The organism is Paenibacillus sp. HW567 (assembly GCF_000374185.1).
Taxonomy (GTDB): Bacteria; Bacillota; Bacilli; order Paenibacillales; family Paenibacillaceae; genus Paenibacillus_AQ.
In genome coordinates this window covers 2,297,441-2,314,200 of the sequence record NZ_KB910518.1, presented here as the reverse complement: position 1 = coordinate 2,314,200, position 16,760 = coordinate 2,297,441, and the positions used below count along the sequence as shown (strand labels likewise).

Here is a 16,760-nt window from a genome sequence, read left to right as displayed (position 1 = left end):
CCATTTGCCATGGATATTACCTCGCTACTGCTGCTCGGCTTTGCCGCACTGGGTATCATCAGCAAAAATTCACCAATCACGATTGCTGTAATCGTTCTGCTGCTCCTTCGGGTGCTTGGGCTGCAACAGGCTTATCCCTGGCTGGAAAAGTACGGGCTGACTGTCGGCATTATCATTCTGACCATCGGCGTAATGACACCGCTGGCCAGCGGAAAAATATCATTGGACACCATCTGGCATTCCTTCCTGCACTGGAAGTCCCTCGCAGCCATCGGTATCGGCATGCTGGTCGCCTACCTCGGCGGGCGCGGAGCCACATTAATGGGCAGTCAGCCCACGGTAGTCGCCGGTCTCCTGATCGGCACGGTCCTCGGCGTAGCCCTCTTCAAAGGGGTGCCGGTCGGACCGCTGATTGCAGCAGGCATACTGTCGCTGCTGATCGGAAAAATGTAATCCCGCTCACAGATGGAGTCAGGAATTGGTCTCACTGACCGGCAGAAATGGTATGTGGAAGCTGATCTAACGATCTCTTTTCTACAAAAACGGTTCTGCAAATCCATACTCCGCCTGAATCTGCTTCATATGATCCAGCGCTTCAGCTTCTGTAGTATACAGACGTTTCCGCCCTTTCCTTACCTGGCTTCAGTGTAATGACCACCTGGGCGGGATCTTTATATTCCTTGACTTCATAGGCAACCGGCTCTTTAAAGGTGATATTGAAGCGGATGGCGGAGTCGTCGAGCGTAATGAGCGGATAGGCGTCCCGAACGTAGCGGCTGTTCTTCAAGGTCTCCAGGTCCCGGGCAGCCGAGAATTTCCTCGCCCCGCTAACGGTCACCATCATGGTGTAAGGATACTCCGTGAACTTCACGTTATACGAACTCGCCATTGTCTGACCTTCATCCGGGCTGGCAAAGTCCAAAACAAGCTGATCGCTCTCTCCCCGTGTCTTCAAGGTAATAAACTTCACATCAGCCCCATCCTGTATTGTTCCGCCGCCAGCGCTTCCGCCGGTAAATTGCAATACCTCTACCAGCTTGCCAAGCACCGGCACCTGTTCCAGACTTTCCGCGAATGCAGGCAGTGAATTTATGCTTATGGTAAAAGAAATCAGCACCGCTGCCGCTTCCTGCATGCCCAATCAGGGCGGTGAAGCTGTCTTCATCGCCGGTAATCGCCGGTTCCGCCAGTACGGTCAGGTTCATGCATGTCACATCCTTTCATGAAGTTCTCAAGTGTTAGACGTGCGGCTTGATCATAAAGACTCAAGAAACTCTAAATGCCGTACAAAAGTACAATAAGATTCCCATTGTTTCACAGAATACGACGTCCCTTCGCTCTGCCGTATTAGCTGGGTACAGTTGACATTTACGCTCCACAGTGTTTTTATATTTTTAAACCCATAAGTACGATAGCAGTACCGGAAATTCAGGAGGATAATGATGTCCAGACAATTTGTGACGGAAGCCGTCATGATGGCGATTTACGGCCAGCTTCTTGTTCCGAGAAGCCCTGTAGAATATATTGTGCCTTATACCACCGTGATGGAATTATACGAACTGCGGGACAGCGACGAGCCTTTGATGAGCCATGCAGAGGATGACCAGCATGTGAAGCTCAAAATCCGCGAATTGATTGCCTATTTCGAGGAGCCGCTGAATTCCAAGAAGATCAACCGCTGCCTGAACGTCCCTTGGGCCAAAAGCTCCGGGATTCTGCTCGGCAGCCAGGCACAGGTCACGATTATCAACAGCGTTGACAATGCCACATATGGAGAAACCTTTGACCCGATTGAGACAGAGCTGCTGCTCGCTTCACAGCGGGAGAAGGTGCCGATTCTAACCGACCAGTTCGAGCTGATCCAGCGTATTATCGAAGGCGGTGTGCCTGTTCAGGTGTATGATATTGACGATTTTGAATTTGCTATGGAGGAAGAAACCTTCCGCAGCTCGCACTAATGCTTCAGTATCATACAGGGTCCTGCTCCAGCCGGCCAACATAAAAAGCCCTGCCTAATGGCAAGGGCTTTTGCGCTAAGTATGTGCTGATCCGCTTTGCGGCTGGATTACTTCTTCACACCGCCGGTTACCGGCACTGGTGCATACGTATATTCGATATCATCCTCATCTTCGGAATACACAATGGATAGGTCGTACCCTTCCATATACCATAAATCCTGCTCTTCCATATAAAAAACAATGCCCCCCTGCCCAGCCTGCACAGCAGGACGGCCCGGCGGCTCGGTTGCGATTCCCAGCGAAAAACCGGGATGCAGTCCTCCGCCCGAGCTGTAACGGGGAAATAAGCGGATATAATCCCCCTCCTGCAAACTAAGCTCCCGCTTGAACCAGGCGGCGGCATCCGGACTAATCAGCATATTCATTATTCTAAGCACCTCCTGTTTTTCTTAATCCTGGTGGACATTTGATACTAATTTAAATTGCAGATACATAATATATCATACAGCTTATTTGAACGTTATACAAAATTACAATTGACAATTCTTGAAGACGGGTGATAAACTCAAACACATAACGAAGCGTTTCAAGTTATTACCAAATTAATGAAAGGGGTGATCTCGGTGTTTAAACTTGTACCTATGTATTTCCAACCTATTGTCGGCAATAAATCACAACTGAATACCGAAGCAGCCCTAGTAGTGGAACCCTCCTGAGATTCAAGCGTGTTACGCGTACCGCTTGATATCAGATCGTGCAAGGTCTTCCATGTCACTGTGCTGCAATTGTCACCGTTGACATGATAGCTGCTGTAAATTACAGGCATATCGTCCGTTATCGGATGGTATGCCTTTTTGTTTGCCGCCTAGAACTTCCCACTAACATTGATGAGGCAAGTCATTACTTCTCTGTAAGAAGCCGACAACCATTACAACATGAAAGGAAGGGATTTCCCTTGTTCTCCGTTCTTCGCAATCTCGGCTGGTTTTTCCGCCGCGAAAAAAAGCGTTATGCGATTGGCCTAATTCTGCTAATCGCTGCAGGTGTGCTTGAGCTGCTGCCTCCCCGCCTGCTTGGCAATGCCATTGATGACATAGTCAACGGTTCAATAACCACATCTTCACTGTTTATGTACATCGGCATGATTGTAATCATGCTGCTGATCATCTATTGGGTCACTTACATATGGATGCACAAGCTGTTCGGGGGCTCTAACCTGGTGGAACGTCTCCTTCGTTCCCGCTTCATGAGCCGTCTGATGACGATGACGCCTTCGTTCTTCGAGCGCAACCGTACCGGCGACCTGATGGCCCGGGCCACCAATGACATCCGGGCCGTTTCGGCAACCGTAGGCTTCGGGATGCTCACACTTACGGATTCAACCTTTTATCTCACGGTAGTACTGATGGCTATGGGCTTTCTGGTCAGTTGGAAGCTGACGCTTGCCGCCGTATTGCCACTGCCGCTGATTGCTATCGCGATGATTTTCTACGGTAAAGCAATTCATGACCGGTACAGTCTGGCCCAGGACGCGTTCGGGGATATGAACGACCAGGTGCTGGAATCAGTGTCCGGTATCCGGGTCATCCGCGCCTATGTGCAGGAACGGCATGACGAGAAACGGTTTGCGGACATTACCGATGATGTATACCGCAAAAATATGGCCGTTGCCAAGGTCGATTCCTTCTTCGAGCCGACCATCCGGTTCTGCGTAGGATTAAGCTACATCATCGCGCTCACCTACGGTATCTACCTTGTATTCCGCAATGAGATTACCCTGGGGGACCTGGTCTCCTTCAATATGTATCTCGGGATGATTGTCTGGCCGATGTTCGCCATCGGCGAGCTGATCAACATCATGCAGCGCGGCGGCGCTTCTCTGGAGCGTATTGACGAAACGCTGAATTCCAAGCCGGATGTGGAGGATGTCCCTCATCCGACGCCGGTAACCTATCCGACCAGCATTGAGCTGAAGGACGTTACCTTCCGCTATCCGACCTCGGTGATTGACAACCTGAGCGGTGTCAGCTTCAAATTATCCCAGGGTCAGACGCTGGGTGTGGTCGGCCGTACCGGCAGCGGCAAGTCAACACTGCTGAAGCAGTTGCTGCATGAATATCCAACCGGTCAAGGCGATATCCTGATCTCCGATGTGGCGATTGAACAGATCGCGCTCGACCAGCTCCATAGCTGGATGGGTTATGTGCCGCAGGAGCAGATCCTGTTCTCCAAATCCGTGCGTGAGAACATCCAGTTCGGACACTTTCAAGCCAGCGACGAGAAGATCCTGGAGGCTATTACGGCTGCTGCGTTCCAGAATGATCTTGGCACTTTGGCCGACGGTCTGGACACACTAGTCGGTGAGCGCGGCGTCTCGCTCTCCGGAGGACAAAAACAGCGTGTATCCATCTCCAGAGCCTTTATTGCTAATCCCGATATTCTGATTCTGGATGATGCGCTGTCCGCCGTGGATGCCCGGACCGAAGCCAAAATTATTGAAAATATCCGTGAGGAGCGCGCAGGCAAAACCACATTAATCTCCACCCACCGTCTTTCCGCTATCGAGCATGCCGATCTGATCGTTGTGCTGGATGGTGGACGTATCACTGAACGCGGCACCCATCAGGAGCTGCTCGCGATGAACGGCTGGTACCGTGAACAATTTGACCGCCAGCAGGTGGAGAATAACCTGACCAATGACTAATCGGCAGCTTAGCTGCCATGCTCCCGGAATTAACATTCGGAATACCCTTTAGGAGGTGTCACTGTGACACAGAGTACAGGCAAACGCCTGCTGCAATATGCTTTAACTGCCAAAAAAACGTTCATCGCAGCCCTATTGCTGCTTAGCATTGGAGTCGCTGCCGAGCTTGCAGGGCCATTTATCGCCAAGAGCATGATTGACAATCATATGCTGGCTATCGAGAAACCGTACTTTCAGACTTCCTCGTCCGAGGATGCGGCTGAATATAACAATACCTTTTACAAACGCGGTGACCGTTTTGCGCCCGATGAGGCCAAGGGCCAGGAGATCCGTCTGCTGCAGGCGGGCAGAAGCTTCTATTTCATCAATGAGCCGGTAGCGCAGCCCGAAGGCAAGCGGACCTACCGTGACGGAGCGCTGCATATCCAGCGCGGAGACCAGGAGGCCGTCTACCCCGCTGTGAAGCTGTCGGCAAACGAGCTGTTTTCCTTTTACAAACCAGAGCTGCCGGGAATTTATGAGCTTGTCGGCTTGTATGGACTGTTCCTTGTCATTTCTATCTTTGCGGAATTCGGTAAAACCTACTGGCTGCAATCCTCGGCCAATCAGGTCATACGCAAGCTGCGGACAGATGTGTATGCGCATATCCAGCGGCTGCCGGTCCACTTTTTCGATAATTTGCCTGCGGGCAAGGTGGTTTCCCGGGTGACGAATGATACCGAAGCGGTTAAGGACCTGTTCATCGCCGTATTATCGAACTTCAGCTCAGGGATTATTAATATTATCGGCGTGTACGTCGCCCTCTTCCTGCTGGATATCCGGCTGGGTCTGGTCAGCTTGTTCATCATACCGATTGTTGTCCTCTGGATCGTGCTGTACCGCAAAATCGCCACCAAATACAATACGATCATCCGCTCGCGGCTTAGTGAGATCAATGCCATTATCAATGAATCCATTCAAGGGATGTCCATCATCCGTATTTTCCGCCGCCAGAAGCAGAGTAATGAGGAATTCGAGAAGCTTAACGACGATTACTTAAAGTATCAGAATAAAATGCTGAATCTGAACGCCTTCACCTCGCACAATCTGGTCAATGCGCTGCGCAGCCTCTCCTTTGTGCTCGTGCTGTGGTATTTCGGCTTTGGCAGTCTGGATGGCTCAACCTTTGTGTCACTCGGTGTGCTGTATGCCTTCGTCGATGTGCTGGGACGGATGTTCCAGCCGATCACCGGGATGGTCAACCAGCTTGCGAACCTCGACAGCTCCATGGTTTCTGCGGGACGCGTATTTACGCTGATGGACGAACCAGGTGAGCCGGTCACAGATGGAACCATGCCGCGTTACAAGGGGAATGTTGTGTTCAAGGATGTTTCTTTTGCTTATAAAAAAGACTTCGTCCTGAAGAATATCTCCTTCGAGGCACATCCGGGTGAGACCGTCGCGCTCGTAGGCCATACCGGCTCCGGTAAAAGCTCAATCATCAATCTTCTGTTCCGCTTCTATGATCCGCAGCGCGGGACCATAACAATTGACGGCCAGGAGGTTACCGGAATACCGAAGCAATGGCTGCGCAGCCATATGGGTATTGTGCTGCAGGACCCTTATCTCTTCACCGGCACCATTGCCTCTAACGTAAGTCTGGGAGACGAGCGGATCTCACGTGAACGTGTAGTGCGGGCACTGCGTGAGGTCGGTGCGGACAAATTGCTGTCCCATCTGCCTCAAGGTTTTGATGAGCCGGTTATTGAGAAGGGCAGCACGCTCTCGGCAGGGCAGCGCCAGTTGATATCCTTTGCAAGAGCGTTGTCCTTTGATCCGGCGATTCTGATTCTGGATGAGGCCACCTCCAATATTGATACCGAAACGGAGAGCATTATTCAGGACGCGCTGGAGGTGCTCAAGAAAGGCCGCACCACCTTTATTATCGCGCACCGCTTGTCAACGATCCGCAGTGCGGACCAGATTCTGGTGCTGCATCACGGCGAAATTGTCGAGCGCGGCAGCCATGATGAGCTGATGGCCCTCGGCGGACGCTACTTCCGCATGTATCAGCTACAGCTTGGCGCTGGAGCTGGCGGCGGTACGGAGCTTCCGCAAGCTGAACCGGCTCAACCGCCGGCAGCCGCTTTGCAGCCGTCAATCAAACAAGCGTAAGATTTACCAAATTGCCCCTGATGATTCCAAATATCATCAGGGGCTTTTACATGCTTGTACAGAGAACGTTTGTTCTGTATAATGGAAGATAATACATAGATCGGGGTGAAGTTTTTGATTACCTATACACTCAGCAAGCGGCAAGCCCGGCTTTTTCTATTGCAGCATCAGCGCCTGGTCTCAGGCGGTAGTCCCGGCGGAAAGGCAGGCATCTATGATTTCGTTCGTCATGTGGGCTGCATCCAGTATGATCCGCTCAGCATTGCCGGACATAATCATGAGCTTGTGCTTCAGGCGCGGATGCCGGGCTTCACCCCGGAGCTTGCCACAGAGCTATTGTACAAAGATAGGCTGCTGGTCGACGGCTGGGACAAGAATATGTCCATCTATTGCACGGAGGATTGGCCTTACTTTCAGCGGCGCAGAGCAATGGCGGCTGAGCGCTATCATGAGAATGAGGGATTGATGGCGATGGTCTCACATGTCCGCGAGGAGCTGACTACACGCAGTCCGCTCTCCTCTCTCGACCTGGAGAGCAAGGACAAAATTGACTGGGCTTGGGCACCTGCAAGATTGTCGCGCGCTGCTATGGAGAGCATGTATTTCTGGGGTGAGCTCTGCGTGCATCACCGGGTACATACACGCCGCTACTATGACTTCACAGCTAAGCTGCTGCCCGGTCAACTGGTGCAGGCTGAGGACCCTAACGTGACAGAGGAGCAGCATCACGACTGGTATGTGCTGCGGCGGATCGGCAGCATCGGCCTGCAGTGGAACAAATCCGGCGACGGCTGGCTGGGCATTGCCGGCCTGAAGAGCAAGGAGCGGACAGCCGCCATAGAGCGCCTGCTCCTGAACGACAGCCTCCGCGAAGTGCGCGTGGAAGGCCTGAAGCTTCCGCTGTATATTCGCACTTCAGACGCCCCAGAGCTGGAAGCGGTATTGCTTAGAGAAACTGCCTCCGAAGAGGATGGAAACAGAGAGGGTGCAGATTTTGCCGCCGCACTCGCTCCCCTCGACAACCTGCTCTGGGACCGGGAGCTGATCCGGCAATTATTCGGATTTACGTACCGCTGGGAAGTGTACAAGCCTGTAGCTGAACGCGAATACGGCTATTATGTGCTGCCGCTGCTCTACGGGGACCGTTTTATTGCACGGTTTGAGCCGGTAATGGATAAGAAGAACGGGGTGCTGAATATTGAGCGCTGGTGGTGGGAGCCGGATACAAGCTTAAGCGCGGAGATGCTCCCCGCGCTTACAGCAGCTTTCTTTTCACTTGGAAAATGTACACGCGCCTCCTCCATCCGATTTGCTCCCGGAGTTGCAGAAGACAACGGGCTGCAAGCGCTGGAGGCCAGCCTCCGGTGATAAGTCCGCCTACAAATCTATAAGTATGCCGCCGGCATCAGCAGAACGAATCTCCGCTTCAATAATCTCCAGCGTGCCTACCGCACTCTCCGGCAGACACACGGATACCGGCTGCTGCTGGTGAATGGCTTCAACAAAGTATTTAATCTGCCGGTAGTAACCCATATCGTCAGATAGTTCTGCGATGAAGCCCGGGGCAGCATTCGGATGGACTTTTAGTTGATCGTTCTCGAAGACCAGGTTACCACGTTCGAAATTCACGCGGTAGGTCATGGAGAAGCCATAATCCCCCTCAAGAGTCCAATCTGCCTGGGCATTCAGGACTTTGCCATCCGGATAAACATAATGGGTAGAGACTGTATCATAGCCGCTTCCGGGAATAACATTGCGGGCAAGCGTCGAGACCTTGTCCGGTTTGCCGAAGAGCCAGTGAACCATATCTGCATCATGGATATGCATATCCAGAATACAGCCCCCGCTCAAGCTGCCGTCCAGGAACCAGCCCTTGGGCGCTGCGGAGCCGCGGAAGAAATATCCTGAGGTCACGGCTCCATACCTTCCATCTTCGACACAGGCTTTCAAATACTCATAGGCAGGCCAGAAGCGCAGGCATTGGCCGATCATCAGTGTTTTCCCGCTCTTCTCGGCAGTCTCCGCCATCCGCCATCCGTCAGCGGAATTGCCGGCAACCGGCTTTTCACATAAGACATGTATTCCTTTTTCCAAAAGGAAGCAGGCTAAATCCGCGTGCAGGTAGGTAGGCAAGGTGATATCCACGATGTCCAGCTCTTCATGCTCCAGCATATCCGAGATATTCTCGTAGAGATGGTAAGACGACAGATCGTATACCTCCTGACTGGTGGAGATATTGCCTGAAGCCGACTTGTTTTTCAGCTCTTCTATCAATAAATCACTGATGGCCACCAGTTCAACCGGTGCACCTTCCGCCGCAAGACGGACATAGTTGTCAAAATGCATTCTGCCCATAAAACCAAAGCCGATAAGCCCAACCTTCAACATAAGATCAGCCTCCTACACTATTCTTCAATTTGTATAACAGGTTATTGCGGGGAACGTCCAAGTATCGCATCCATCGCTTTGGATGTATTGAAGATTATTTGCCCGGCATGATGGGTGTAAGGCGGGATCATCTCTGCGGTAACATAATTGCTGTAACCGATAGCCTCAAGCGCTTCAATCACCGCCGGATAGTTCACATCACCCGCCAGCAGGTCAACAAAGCCGTGCAATCCCCCGGCCTGACGGCGGTAATCCTTGAAATGCACCTTCTTGATCCGGTGTCCGAGAATGCGAATCCATTGCTCCGGGTAGCCGCTATGCAGCGCATTCCCGACATCGAAGTAGGAGCCGACATAATCCGAGGCATGTTCATCAATGAAAGTGCGCATTTCCAGCGGAGACAGCAGAAATTTGTTCCACACATTTTCAATTCCAATGGATACTCCGGCACTTTCCGCATAAGGCACAAGCTGTCCGATGGATTCCAGCGCCCGGTCGTAGGCATGCTCATAATCTGTAACCTCACCACCTTGAATGAAATCCACGCCTACCGCGCCAGGAATCACCAGAATGGTATCCACACCGAGAGCTGCCGCAAGCTCCAACTGCTTCTTGCATATATCGACCGCTTTGGTGCGGATAGACAGATCACCGCTAGTCATGGGGTAGGCCCAATACAGCCCCGTTGCCAGCCCGGCAATTTCGAGTTCTGCCTCCTGCAGTTGCTCACGGATGCTGCGGATTTCCTGATCCGTCGTTGTCAGCCCCAGCTCTCCTGTCTCGTTCAGGGACAATTCTATTCCCTCAAAGCCCGCTTCCTTGGCAAGACGAGTACTAGCAGCAATTGAAGTCCCTTCCTTGAATGACCAGATATTAATCCCTTTCTTCACTTTCAGATCCCTTCCTTCGAGTAATAGTTGTTTTTTAGCTAATTCCGTTCTGCTTCTTGGTAAAGAATTTGATATGATAATACATATATCATAAGGATTATTCGATTGATTTTATTTAGTAAAACTAGTGATTAGTTGGACGATTCCGTTCATTATCATTTGTTACTTTTGCAGATCAGGAGGGAGCCATTTGAATAAACCGGCGACAAGCTATCCACAGCAGCGAACCGTGTCTTTCAAGGAGTGGGCACCCAGTGTCCATTATGCGCAGTTTCAGCAGTTGCCTCCCGGCGCGCTCCCGGAACGAAGACTATACGACTTCGAGCTGCTCTTTGTATGCCAAGGCGCGGCAGCCACAACCATGCTTGGACAGCGGCATATACTGGAGGCAGGGCAGCTTATCCTGCTTCCTTCAGGTGTGTTACACCAGAATGAGGCGCTCGCGGGACCCTTTACCCGCTTCCTGGGTATCCATTTTGATTACTTCGGTGAATTGGACATCCAGACTGATGCGGATATGGTGGTCAATGAATCGGCGGTTCAGAGCACCAAATTTGCTATGGAAGCCTGTGCTGAGAGTATGCCGCCTTTATCCGCGAGTCCCATCTATACACCTCCGCTGCCATGTATACAATTGATGGAGCAGTTGGTGGACGAATTCACGATGCGTCTGACAGGCTATGAGATGGTCTGCAGAGCTCTGCTGCTGAATATTCTGGCTTACCTTCTGCGTTCACCCGCCTCGCCCCTGTCCTCAGCTCATTCGGAGCACAGCAGTAAAATTGCCGGGATCATCAGCCTGATCGAAGCATCGCCCGGGGCCTCATGGACCAATAAGAACATCTCAGAGAAGCTGCATATGAGCATCGACCATACTGCCAAGCTGTTCCGGCAAATTGCGGGTAAGCCGCCCGGTGAGTTCGTTCAGACCATCCGCCACCGGGAAGCCAGACGGCTGCTGCGGGAAACTGAGTTATCCATCGAGCAGGTTGGCGAAGCGGCAGGGTATCCAGATATCCACTATTTCAGCCGCATCTTCCGCCGCCTAGAAGGTATCCCGCCTCGCGAGTACCGCAAATTGTCGAGAATTTTGTAAATACACACCAAAAAAGGCAAAACCGGATGAGCTCCGGTTTTGCCTTTTTGACTATCGAAAATGATACCCCCGGGATAGAGGGCGCTATCGCATTGTTCACATCAGCTTTTCTTCTTCAAGCCCCAGCTTGCTGTACATCTCCGTGCAGTAGCCCTGAAGCTTGACCTCAAGTCTGCGGGCTTTGTTCTTGAAGCGCTTCAGCTCACGGATCATCTGCGCTCTGCCGGCCGGCGTGAAGGTCTCCTGGATACGCTCCTTGAAATAGTCATGGACAATATGATTGCGCTGCTTCCATACCGCCTGCAATTGGTTAGTTTCCTCTTCCGAAAAGGGAAAATGATGCTGGATTTCTTTGATGAGCTGGCCGAGTGAATTGCTAAGCTTGCGCTGATACAGTTCCGCAAGATCCGCTTCTGTAGGCGTTTCTCCCTGAGACAGCTTCGTAAGAAGCAGCAGGTTGGTCAATTGCTGCTCCAAAGCCTGACAATAATAGACTGCCAGTCCGAAATAAGCAAATAGCTCTTTGGATTGTTCACTCTCCGGTATGTGTGTATCCTTCATCTTTCCTCCCGTTCCTATATCTATATAAGTTGAAGTTTAAATAATCATACTGGAGTGGTCGAAACTGCGGGGAACGTTTGGATTTCCGGCCGATGCCCGTCTGCAGAGTTCTTCAATTGTACCGCTATTCGCAGTTGAAATCCGCAGACAGCTAATCATACGGCGAGCTTTCCTGCGGAAAGCTCTCAGGCGGTCGCTACCGCTCCGTAAGTATCCAAATTTCACCCTCTGACACTTCTGCCCTTTTATATTTTTATTTAGTTCAACTGATATATTTATTTTTTATGTTCCTCTCTAATAGCTTTTGTTCACATCCTTGCGGCCGCATTGATACAGATAAAATCCGATAAGCACCGCTATGTACGCCAAGGCATGGGCAAACGAACCGAGCAGCGCTGAAACAGGCAGCTTATCCGCGTTCATCATAGCATTCATGACGGGGGCAACCGGCGGCAGCAGCACACGAACAAACGGACCCGGAATCAGATGACTCAGCTTGTTCGCGCCGACGGAGAGAATGAGAACCGCAAGCAATATTCCGGCGGCATAGCTATTCCTGGATACCCATGAAGCCTGCAGGTATAAGGAAATGGCAGCACCGAGAAAGCCGAGCAGCGCATGTCCTGCAAAAGCCAGCATAATCCGGTACACGCCTGCCGGTTCAACAAAATAGCCCAGCAGCACTGGATACGCCACAATGAGGAGATCCAGCACCAAAACAAGATAACCTAAAACCAGTATGCTCCCCACACTATACTTGCGCTTGCTGCCTAATTGAACGATGGCAACCTGCCTCTGCACCGGCATTTCATGATTCAGAAAGCTTAGGCCCATCCAGGCGGCACCTATAAAAAGAATAACAGCCGTAGCTGCATAGCTATTCATCACAGGATTGGGTTTGTAGGAATATAGGATCAGATCAGCAATAATAATAAAGGCAACCGGACCAAAGTAACGCTGTGAAACCGTATAGCTGCGCAGCATATATGCGGTCAGCGATCTCATACAATAGTCCCCTCCTCTACGGCCTTGGGGTCCATCCATTGCTCCAGTCCGCCTACACTTGAACCGCCGCGGGGTTCGACTGATACAACTGAACCACCCGCACCAAGGATTAGGCGGAGACATTCATCCGAAGCAGATGCGTTAACAGTCACACCGGTACATTCTCCTGCAGCATGATTAAGCTCGCTCTGTATGGAGATTATTCCGGACAAGCATGAAATGGCCGCACTCCCTTCATCGGACACACCTTTATACACTATGTATGTCGCGGGAGTCATCCGCAGGTTCTCATGGCCCTGAATGGTCTTAACGGTCCTTCCAGCCTGCAGCACATGTACACTGTCAGCCAATGCCTCCACCATTTGCGGCTCATGTACGGAGAACACAATCGCGGTCCCGTTTCGTTTCAGCTCAAGCAGCAGGTTGATCAGTGTATGTTGTGCCGGAAGATCAAGGCCTGAGAGCGGTTCATCCAACAGCAATAACTGCGGACGTGTCAGCAAGCTTTGAATCAGATTCACCTTTTGCAGCATCCCTTTGGAAAAGCCTGTCATGGATTGGCTGCGAAACTCCGTCAGGTGAAAAGCTTGCAGCAAGGCTATCATTCGCATCTCCACTTCCGCAGGTGACAGGCCGCCAAGCCTGCCCATACTCCGTAAATATTGCTCCGCCGAAAATTTCAGCCCCGGAAAAGCTTCAGGGGCATAGCCAACCGTTAGCTTGCGCTCGCTGCGCACTGCTGTTCCGGAGGAAAGCCCGATTAATCCGGCCAGGATAGAGAGCAGCGTGCTTTTGCCGGAGCCATTGCGTCCAATGAGTGCCATAGCCGTTCCGGGCTCCACAAGCAAAGATATTTCACTAAGAACCGGACGGCCTGCATACAGCTTGACAGCCCGGATAAGTTCGATTAATGGAGTGCTCTTATGTTCAGGTTTCATGTATCCTCCCCTGAGGTTGATCCTTTATATTTAATTCGCCAAAGCGATCCCGATCTCCTCTTAAACCTGACAGAATGATTAGAGCAGGCACAAAAAAGAATTCCGCAGCACTTGAGGCTGCGGAACTCTGGTATGCGGAATTTCGTTATTTGCTACAGGCTTCTTTTGACCGCAGCAGGGCGGGCCAGGAGCCGTCCCTCCAGGCGCAGCAGACTGCTGCGCAGCTCACGGGAAGAAAAATGCTCGCCGATAAATACAGCCACATCCGGCACCTCGCCCTGAGGGGTGATTTTCATGAAATCTGCTTCCCGGTATGCGTACTGGAACAGAAAACGGCTGGAAGTGTCGCTGAAGGTGACAATTCCTTTAGCCCGGTAAATATCCCGCGGCAGCTCCTTGACAAATTGTTCAAATTCCTCGCTGTTCACCGGACGCTTGAAATAGTGGGTATACGCCATAACATGATCATGTGCTATAGGTGCCGAATGTCCAGTACCCTCCTGTTCATCGTCCTCCTGGAATGCCTCAGCCTCCGAGCGGGCTTCAGTATGTACGCCTCCCAGACCACCAAGCAGCTCCGACGGCTCAAGCTCACAGCGCACCGCAGGCAGAATTTCGGCAAAAGCGTTCCATTTGCGCAAAATCACCTTGATGTCTTCTGCTTCCTCCGCTGTCACCCTGTCGGTCTTGTTCAGAATCAATACCGACGCACAGCGGATCTGCTCCTGCATCAGTCTGTAGGTCGCTCCCTGCTGGGAACGGTACAGCTCCAGAAGATGGGCTGCGTCAACGACTGTGATCAGCCCCTTCAGTTCAATTCGCTGATACAGCGAGGTTTCAGTCACTGCATCAACAATCTCCAGCGGGTTCGCTGCTCCAGTCGCCTCAATAACCACAACATCCGGGGACTCCTTTTTAACCAGTGTGGCCAGCTCGGTGCTAAGATCACCGCGGATGGAGCAGCAGATGCAGCCGCCGAGCATTTCGGCCATCGGTACCGACTGCTCGACCAGCAGTCCGTCCAGGTTCACCTCACCAAGCTCATTCATCACTACCGCCGGTCTGAGCCCTTGAGTTTTCCAGTGGTCCAAAAGGCGCTGCAGCAAAGTTGTTTTGCCGCTCCCGAGAAATCCTGACAATATATAAACCGGCAAAGCCTGTTCCATGCTTCATCTCTCCCTGCACAAAATTCCGTTATGGTAGCGAGTGTACTACAAGTTCCAGTGCGGGTGCAAGGTTTCGGCAAGCTTGTCTTTGCCGCAGCCTTCCCCTATCATGAAGGAGATATTCAATAATGAAGGGGTTGGTCCGCTTGTCATCCGTAGAAGAACACCGGCGCGAGGCTCCGCAAAGTGTGGCCTGTTATATCATTACAGTCTCGGACACCCGTACACCGGAAACCGATGCTGGAGGCGCGCTGGTTAGAAGCATGCTTGAGGAAGCCGGCTATGAGGTTGCCGGAAGTGCCATCGTCAAGGACGATTACGAAGCGATCCGCGAGCTGGTCTATAAAAACGCCGTTCATTCCGGTATTGAAGCGGTACTTCTCACCGGGGGAACGGGAATCTCTCCCCGCGATACCACGTATGAGGCGGTGGCCTCCCTGCTGGATAAGACACTCCCGGGCTTCGGAGAGATATTTCGGCTGCTTAGCTTCACTGAAGACATCGGCTCCGCAGCAATCCTGAGCCGGGCCATTGCCGGGACTATCGGCAGCACGGCGGTATTCTCCATGCCCGGTTCCACAGGTGCGGTTAAGCTCGCTATGGAGCGGCTGATCATTCCCGAGCTGCGGCATGTCATGCGCGAGATTTATAAGCGCTCCTAAACTGCTGGAGATGCATAAGAACAGTTAAAGGCGAAAGAACCAAACGTGCGAAGAATGCTGCGCTGCTGGTGCTTTCGCCTTTTTTGGCTGTGAACATTGGATTTCATTGACAACGGGAGACGTTCTATTTATACTATTGAACACTTTTCGCGAAAGTGGTTTTTGATTAACCAAACGGTTAATCGGAAAGGAACGAGATGAGCTCACTCGAACAATTGCATAGAATCGTTAAAACAGTCGTCAGTCCCTATCATGAGCTGCTGTGCAGCCTGCATGTCCTTTATCAGCCGGAGCATCACCCGAAACGCTTGGCATGGGCCAAAGAGATCAGGGCTGCAATGCCTGCTGCTTTGCTGGAGGACATATGCACTCTGGGCCGCTTGACAGACCAATGGTTGGGACTCATGCATCCCGGCCATAGCGGCACCCCGCTCACCAGCACCGAAGGAATCAGTCTGCTCAAAGGATTACCCGATGCCGAGCTCATTCATCTATTGCTGAGAAATAAGGCTTCACTGGGGACCATACTGGAATGGCAGCAAGCGTATGAGAGAGGAAAATTCCAATCTGACTCCGGGCCGGATGAAGCCAGTGCTTATCTGCTGCTGCACCTGGTCTCCATCCGCAAGCAACTGATCGCTACCCTGGAGACGTATGAACAGAATTATTTCCGCAAGGAATGGGATGATGTAATGCCATGGATCGACACCGCTGCCGCACAATTTCAAGAAAAGGTCTCCCGTTCTGCGGAAAAAGCGCTGAATACCCTCCACCCCCGGCTTCGTGCCTCCGAAGGGAAATTTACTGCGCAGAAGGCGGAAACGTACTATTTTGCCTATGAAGATTTGCGGCATGTGTATGTGCTTCCCTCTACCTTCATCTTTCCGCATCTGCTGATTGATTGGACAACGGACAGTCTGCTCCTGCCACTCGCTGTGGATATGCCTGACCTGCCCTTCAGCGAGGCTCCGCCGGAGGATCTGCTGCGGCAGTTCAAAGCCCTTGGCGACGCTACACGCTTGCGTATTCTCAAGCTGCTCTGGCAAGGCCCGCACTGTACGAAGCAGCTCGCCCCAATCCTGGGCATTTCGGAGGCGGCCGTATCCAAACAGTTGAAGCTGCTGAATGAAGCCGGACTGACAAGCGCCGAGCGCAAGGGGAATTACTTGTTCTACACCAGCCGCAAAGAGGCCTTTGACAGTCTGATTGTTCTACAGCGGCAGTACCTTGAGCAATGA

The 16,760-nt window shown here is 51.9% G+C and carries 16 protein-coding genes; 8 read left to right on the top strand and 8 right to left on the bottom strand.

Features of this window, described 5'->3' with window-relative positions:
- Positions 1 to 9 precede the first annotated feature (9 nt).
- Positions 10 to 453 carry a DUF441 domain-containing protein gene (locus B212_RS0110420; RefSeq protein WP_019910644.1) on the top strand — a complete coding sequence of 148 codons (444 nt, stop codon included), beginning with the start codon at positions 10 to 12 and terminating at the stop codon, positions 451 to 453.
- A gap of 142 nt (positions 454 to 595) precedes the next feature.
- Here B212_RS0110420 and B212_RS31215 read toward each other — a convergent pair whose 3' ends face one another.
- Positions 596 to 1,117: a hypothetical protein gene (locus B212_RS31215; protein WP_019910643.1), complete on the bottom strand. Its 522-nt coding sequence runs from the start codon at positions 1,115 to 1,117 to the stop codon at positions 596 to 598.
- A 325-nt stretch (positions 1,118 to 1,442) separates the two neighbouring features.
- On the opposite strand from B212_RS31215, the gene B212_RS0110410 reads away from it, so the two are divergent.
- Complete coding sequence (locus B212_RS0110410) at positions 1,443 to 1,958, top strand: hypothetical protein (RefSeq protein WP_019910642.1); 516 nt, start codon at positions 1,443 to 1,445, stop codon at positions 1,956 to 1,958.
- 107 nt (positions 1,959 to 2,065) lie between these two features.
- Here the strand turns inward: B212_RS0110410 and B212_RS0110405 are convergent, their stop codons facing one another.
- Positions 2,066 to 2,383: a HesB/YadR/YfhF family protein gene (locus B212_RS0110405; RefSeq protein WP_019910640.1), complete on the bottom strand. Its 318-nt coding sequence runs from the start codon at positions 2,381 to 2,383 to the stop codon at positions 2,066 to 2,068.
- Positions 2,384 to 2,913: 530 nt separating this feature from the next.
- On the opposite strand from B212_RS0110405, the gene B212_RS0110400 reads away from it, so the two are divergent.
- The 3 genes from B212_RS0110400 to B212_RS0110390 all read left to right on the top strand — a co-directional run bounded on the left by B212_RS0110400 (position 2,914) and on the right by B212_RS0110390 (position 8,184).
- A complete protein-coding gene (locus B212_RS0110400) occupies positions 2,914 to 4,662 on the top strand; it encodes an ABC transporter ATP-binding protein (RefSeq protein ID WP_019910638.1) in 1,749 nt (582 codons plus the stop codon).
- A 63-nt stretch (positions 4,663 to 4,725) separates the two neighbouring features.
- Entirely contained in the window at positions 4,726 to 6,816 is a 2,091-nt protein-coding gene (locus B212_RS0110395) for an ABC transporter ATP-binding protein (RefSeq protein ID WP_019910637.1), read from the top strand.
- A gap of 114 nt (positions 6,817 to 6,930) precedes the next feature.
- Entirely contained in the window at positions 6,931 to 8,184 is a 1,254-nt protein-coding gene (locus B212_RS0110390; RefSeq protein ID WP_019910634.1) for a DNA glycosylase AlkZ-like family protein, read from the top strand.
- A gap of 9 nt (positions 8,185 to 8,193) precedes the next feature.
- Here the strand turns inward: B212_RS0110390 and B212_RS0110385 are convergent, their stop codons facing one another.
- Positions 8,194 to 9,204, bottom strand: a complete 1,011-nt coding sequence (locus B212_RS0110385) for a Gfo/Idh/MocA family protein (RefSeq protein ID WP_019910633.1) — start codon at positions 9,202 to 9,204, stop codon at positions 8,194 to 8,196.
- A gap of 41 nt (positions 9,205 to 9,245) precedes the next feature.
- A complete protein-coding gene (locus B212_RS0110380; protein WP_019910632.1) occupies positions 9,246 to 10,094 on the bottom strand; it encodes a sugar phosphate isomerase/epimerase family protein in 849 nt (282 codons plus the stop codon).
- 190 nt (positions 10,095 to 10,284) lie between these two features.
- On the opposite strand from B212_RS0110380, the gene B212_RS0110375 reads away from it, so the two are divergent.
- Positions 10,285 to 11,190: an AraC family transcriptional regulator gene (locus B212_RS0110375; protein ID WP_019910631.1), complete on the top strand. Its 906-nt coding sequence runs from the start codon at positions 10,285 to 10,287 to the stop codon at positions 11,188 to 11,190.
- A gap of 96 nt (positions 11,191 to 11,286) precedes the next feature.
- On the opposite strand, the gene B212_RS0110370 is transcribed toward B212_RS0110375, so the two are convergent.
- The 4 genes from B212_RS0110370 to B212_RS0110355 all read right to left on the bottom strand — a co-directional run bounded on the left by B212_RS0110370 (position 11,287) and on the right by B212_RS0110355 (position 14,860).
- Positions 11,287 to 11,751: a hypothetical protein gene (locus B212_RS0110370; protein WP_019910630.1), complete on the bottom strand. Its 465-nt coding sequence runs from the start codon at positions 11,749 to 11,751 to the stop codon at positions 11,287 to 11,289.
- A gap of 294 nt (positions 11,752 to 12,045) precedes the next feature.
- Positions 12,046 to 12,756 carry a hypothetical protein gene (locus tag B212_RS31210; RefSeq protein WP_019910629.1) on the bottom strand — a complete coding sequence of 237 codons (711 nt, stop codon included), beginning with the start codon at positions 12,754 to 12,756 and terminating at the stop codon, positions 12,046 to 12,048.
- Positions 12,753 to 13,694, bottom strand: coding sequence for an ATP-binding cassette domain-containing protein (locus B212_RS31205; RefSeq protein WP_019910627.1), 942 nt, complete (start codon positions 13,692 to 13,694; stop codon positions 12,753 to 12,755). The genes B212_RS31210 and B212_RS31205 overlap by 4 nt, the downstream gene beginning before the upstream one ends.
- Positions 13,695 to 13,846: 152 nt before the next feature.
- Positions 13,847 to 14,860 (bottom strand): CobW family GTP-binding protein, encoded by a 1,014-nt coding sequence (locus B212_RS0110355; protein ID WP_019910626.1) that lies wholly within the window; start codon positions 14,858 to 14,860, stop codon positions 13,847 to 13,849.
- Between the two features lie 128 nt (positions 14,861 to 14,988).
- Between B212_RS0110355 and B212_RS0110350 the strand changes: the two genes are divergently transcribed.
- Positions 14,989 to 15,522: a MogA/MoaB family molybdenum cofactor biosynthesis protein gene (locus B212_RS0110350; protein WP_019910625.1), complete on the top strand. Its 534-nt coding sequence runs from the start codon at positions 14,989 to 14,991 to the stop codon at positions 15,520 to 15,522.
- A 197-nt stretch (positions 15,523 to 15,719) separates the two neighbouring features.
- Positions 15,720 to 16,760 carry an ArsR/SmtB family transcription factor gene (locus B212_RS0110345; protein ID WP_019910623.1) on the top strand — a complete coding sequence of 347 codons (1,041 nt, stop codon included), beginning with the start codon at positions 15,720 to 15,722 and terminating at the stop codon, positions 16,758 to 16,760.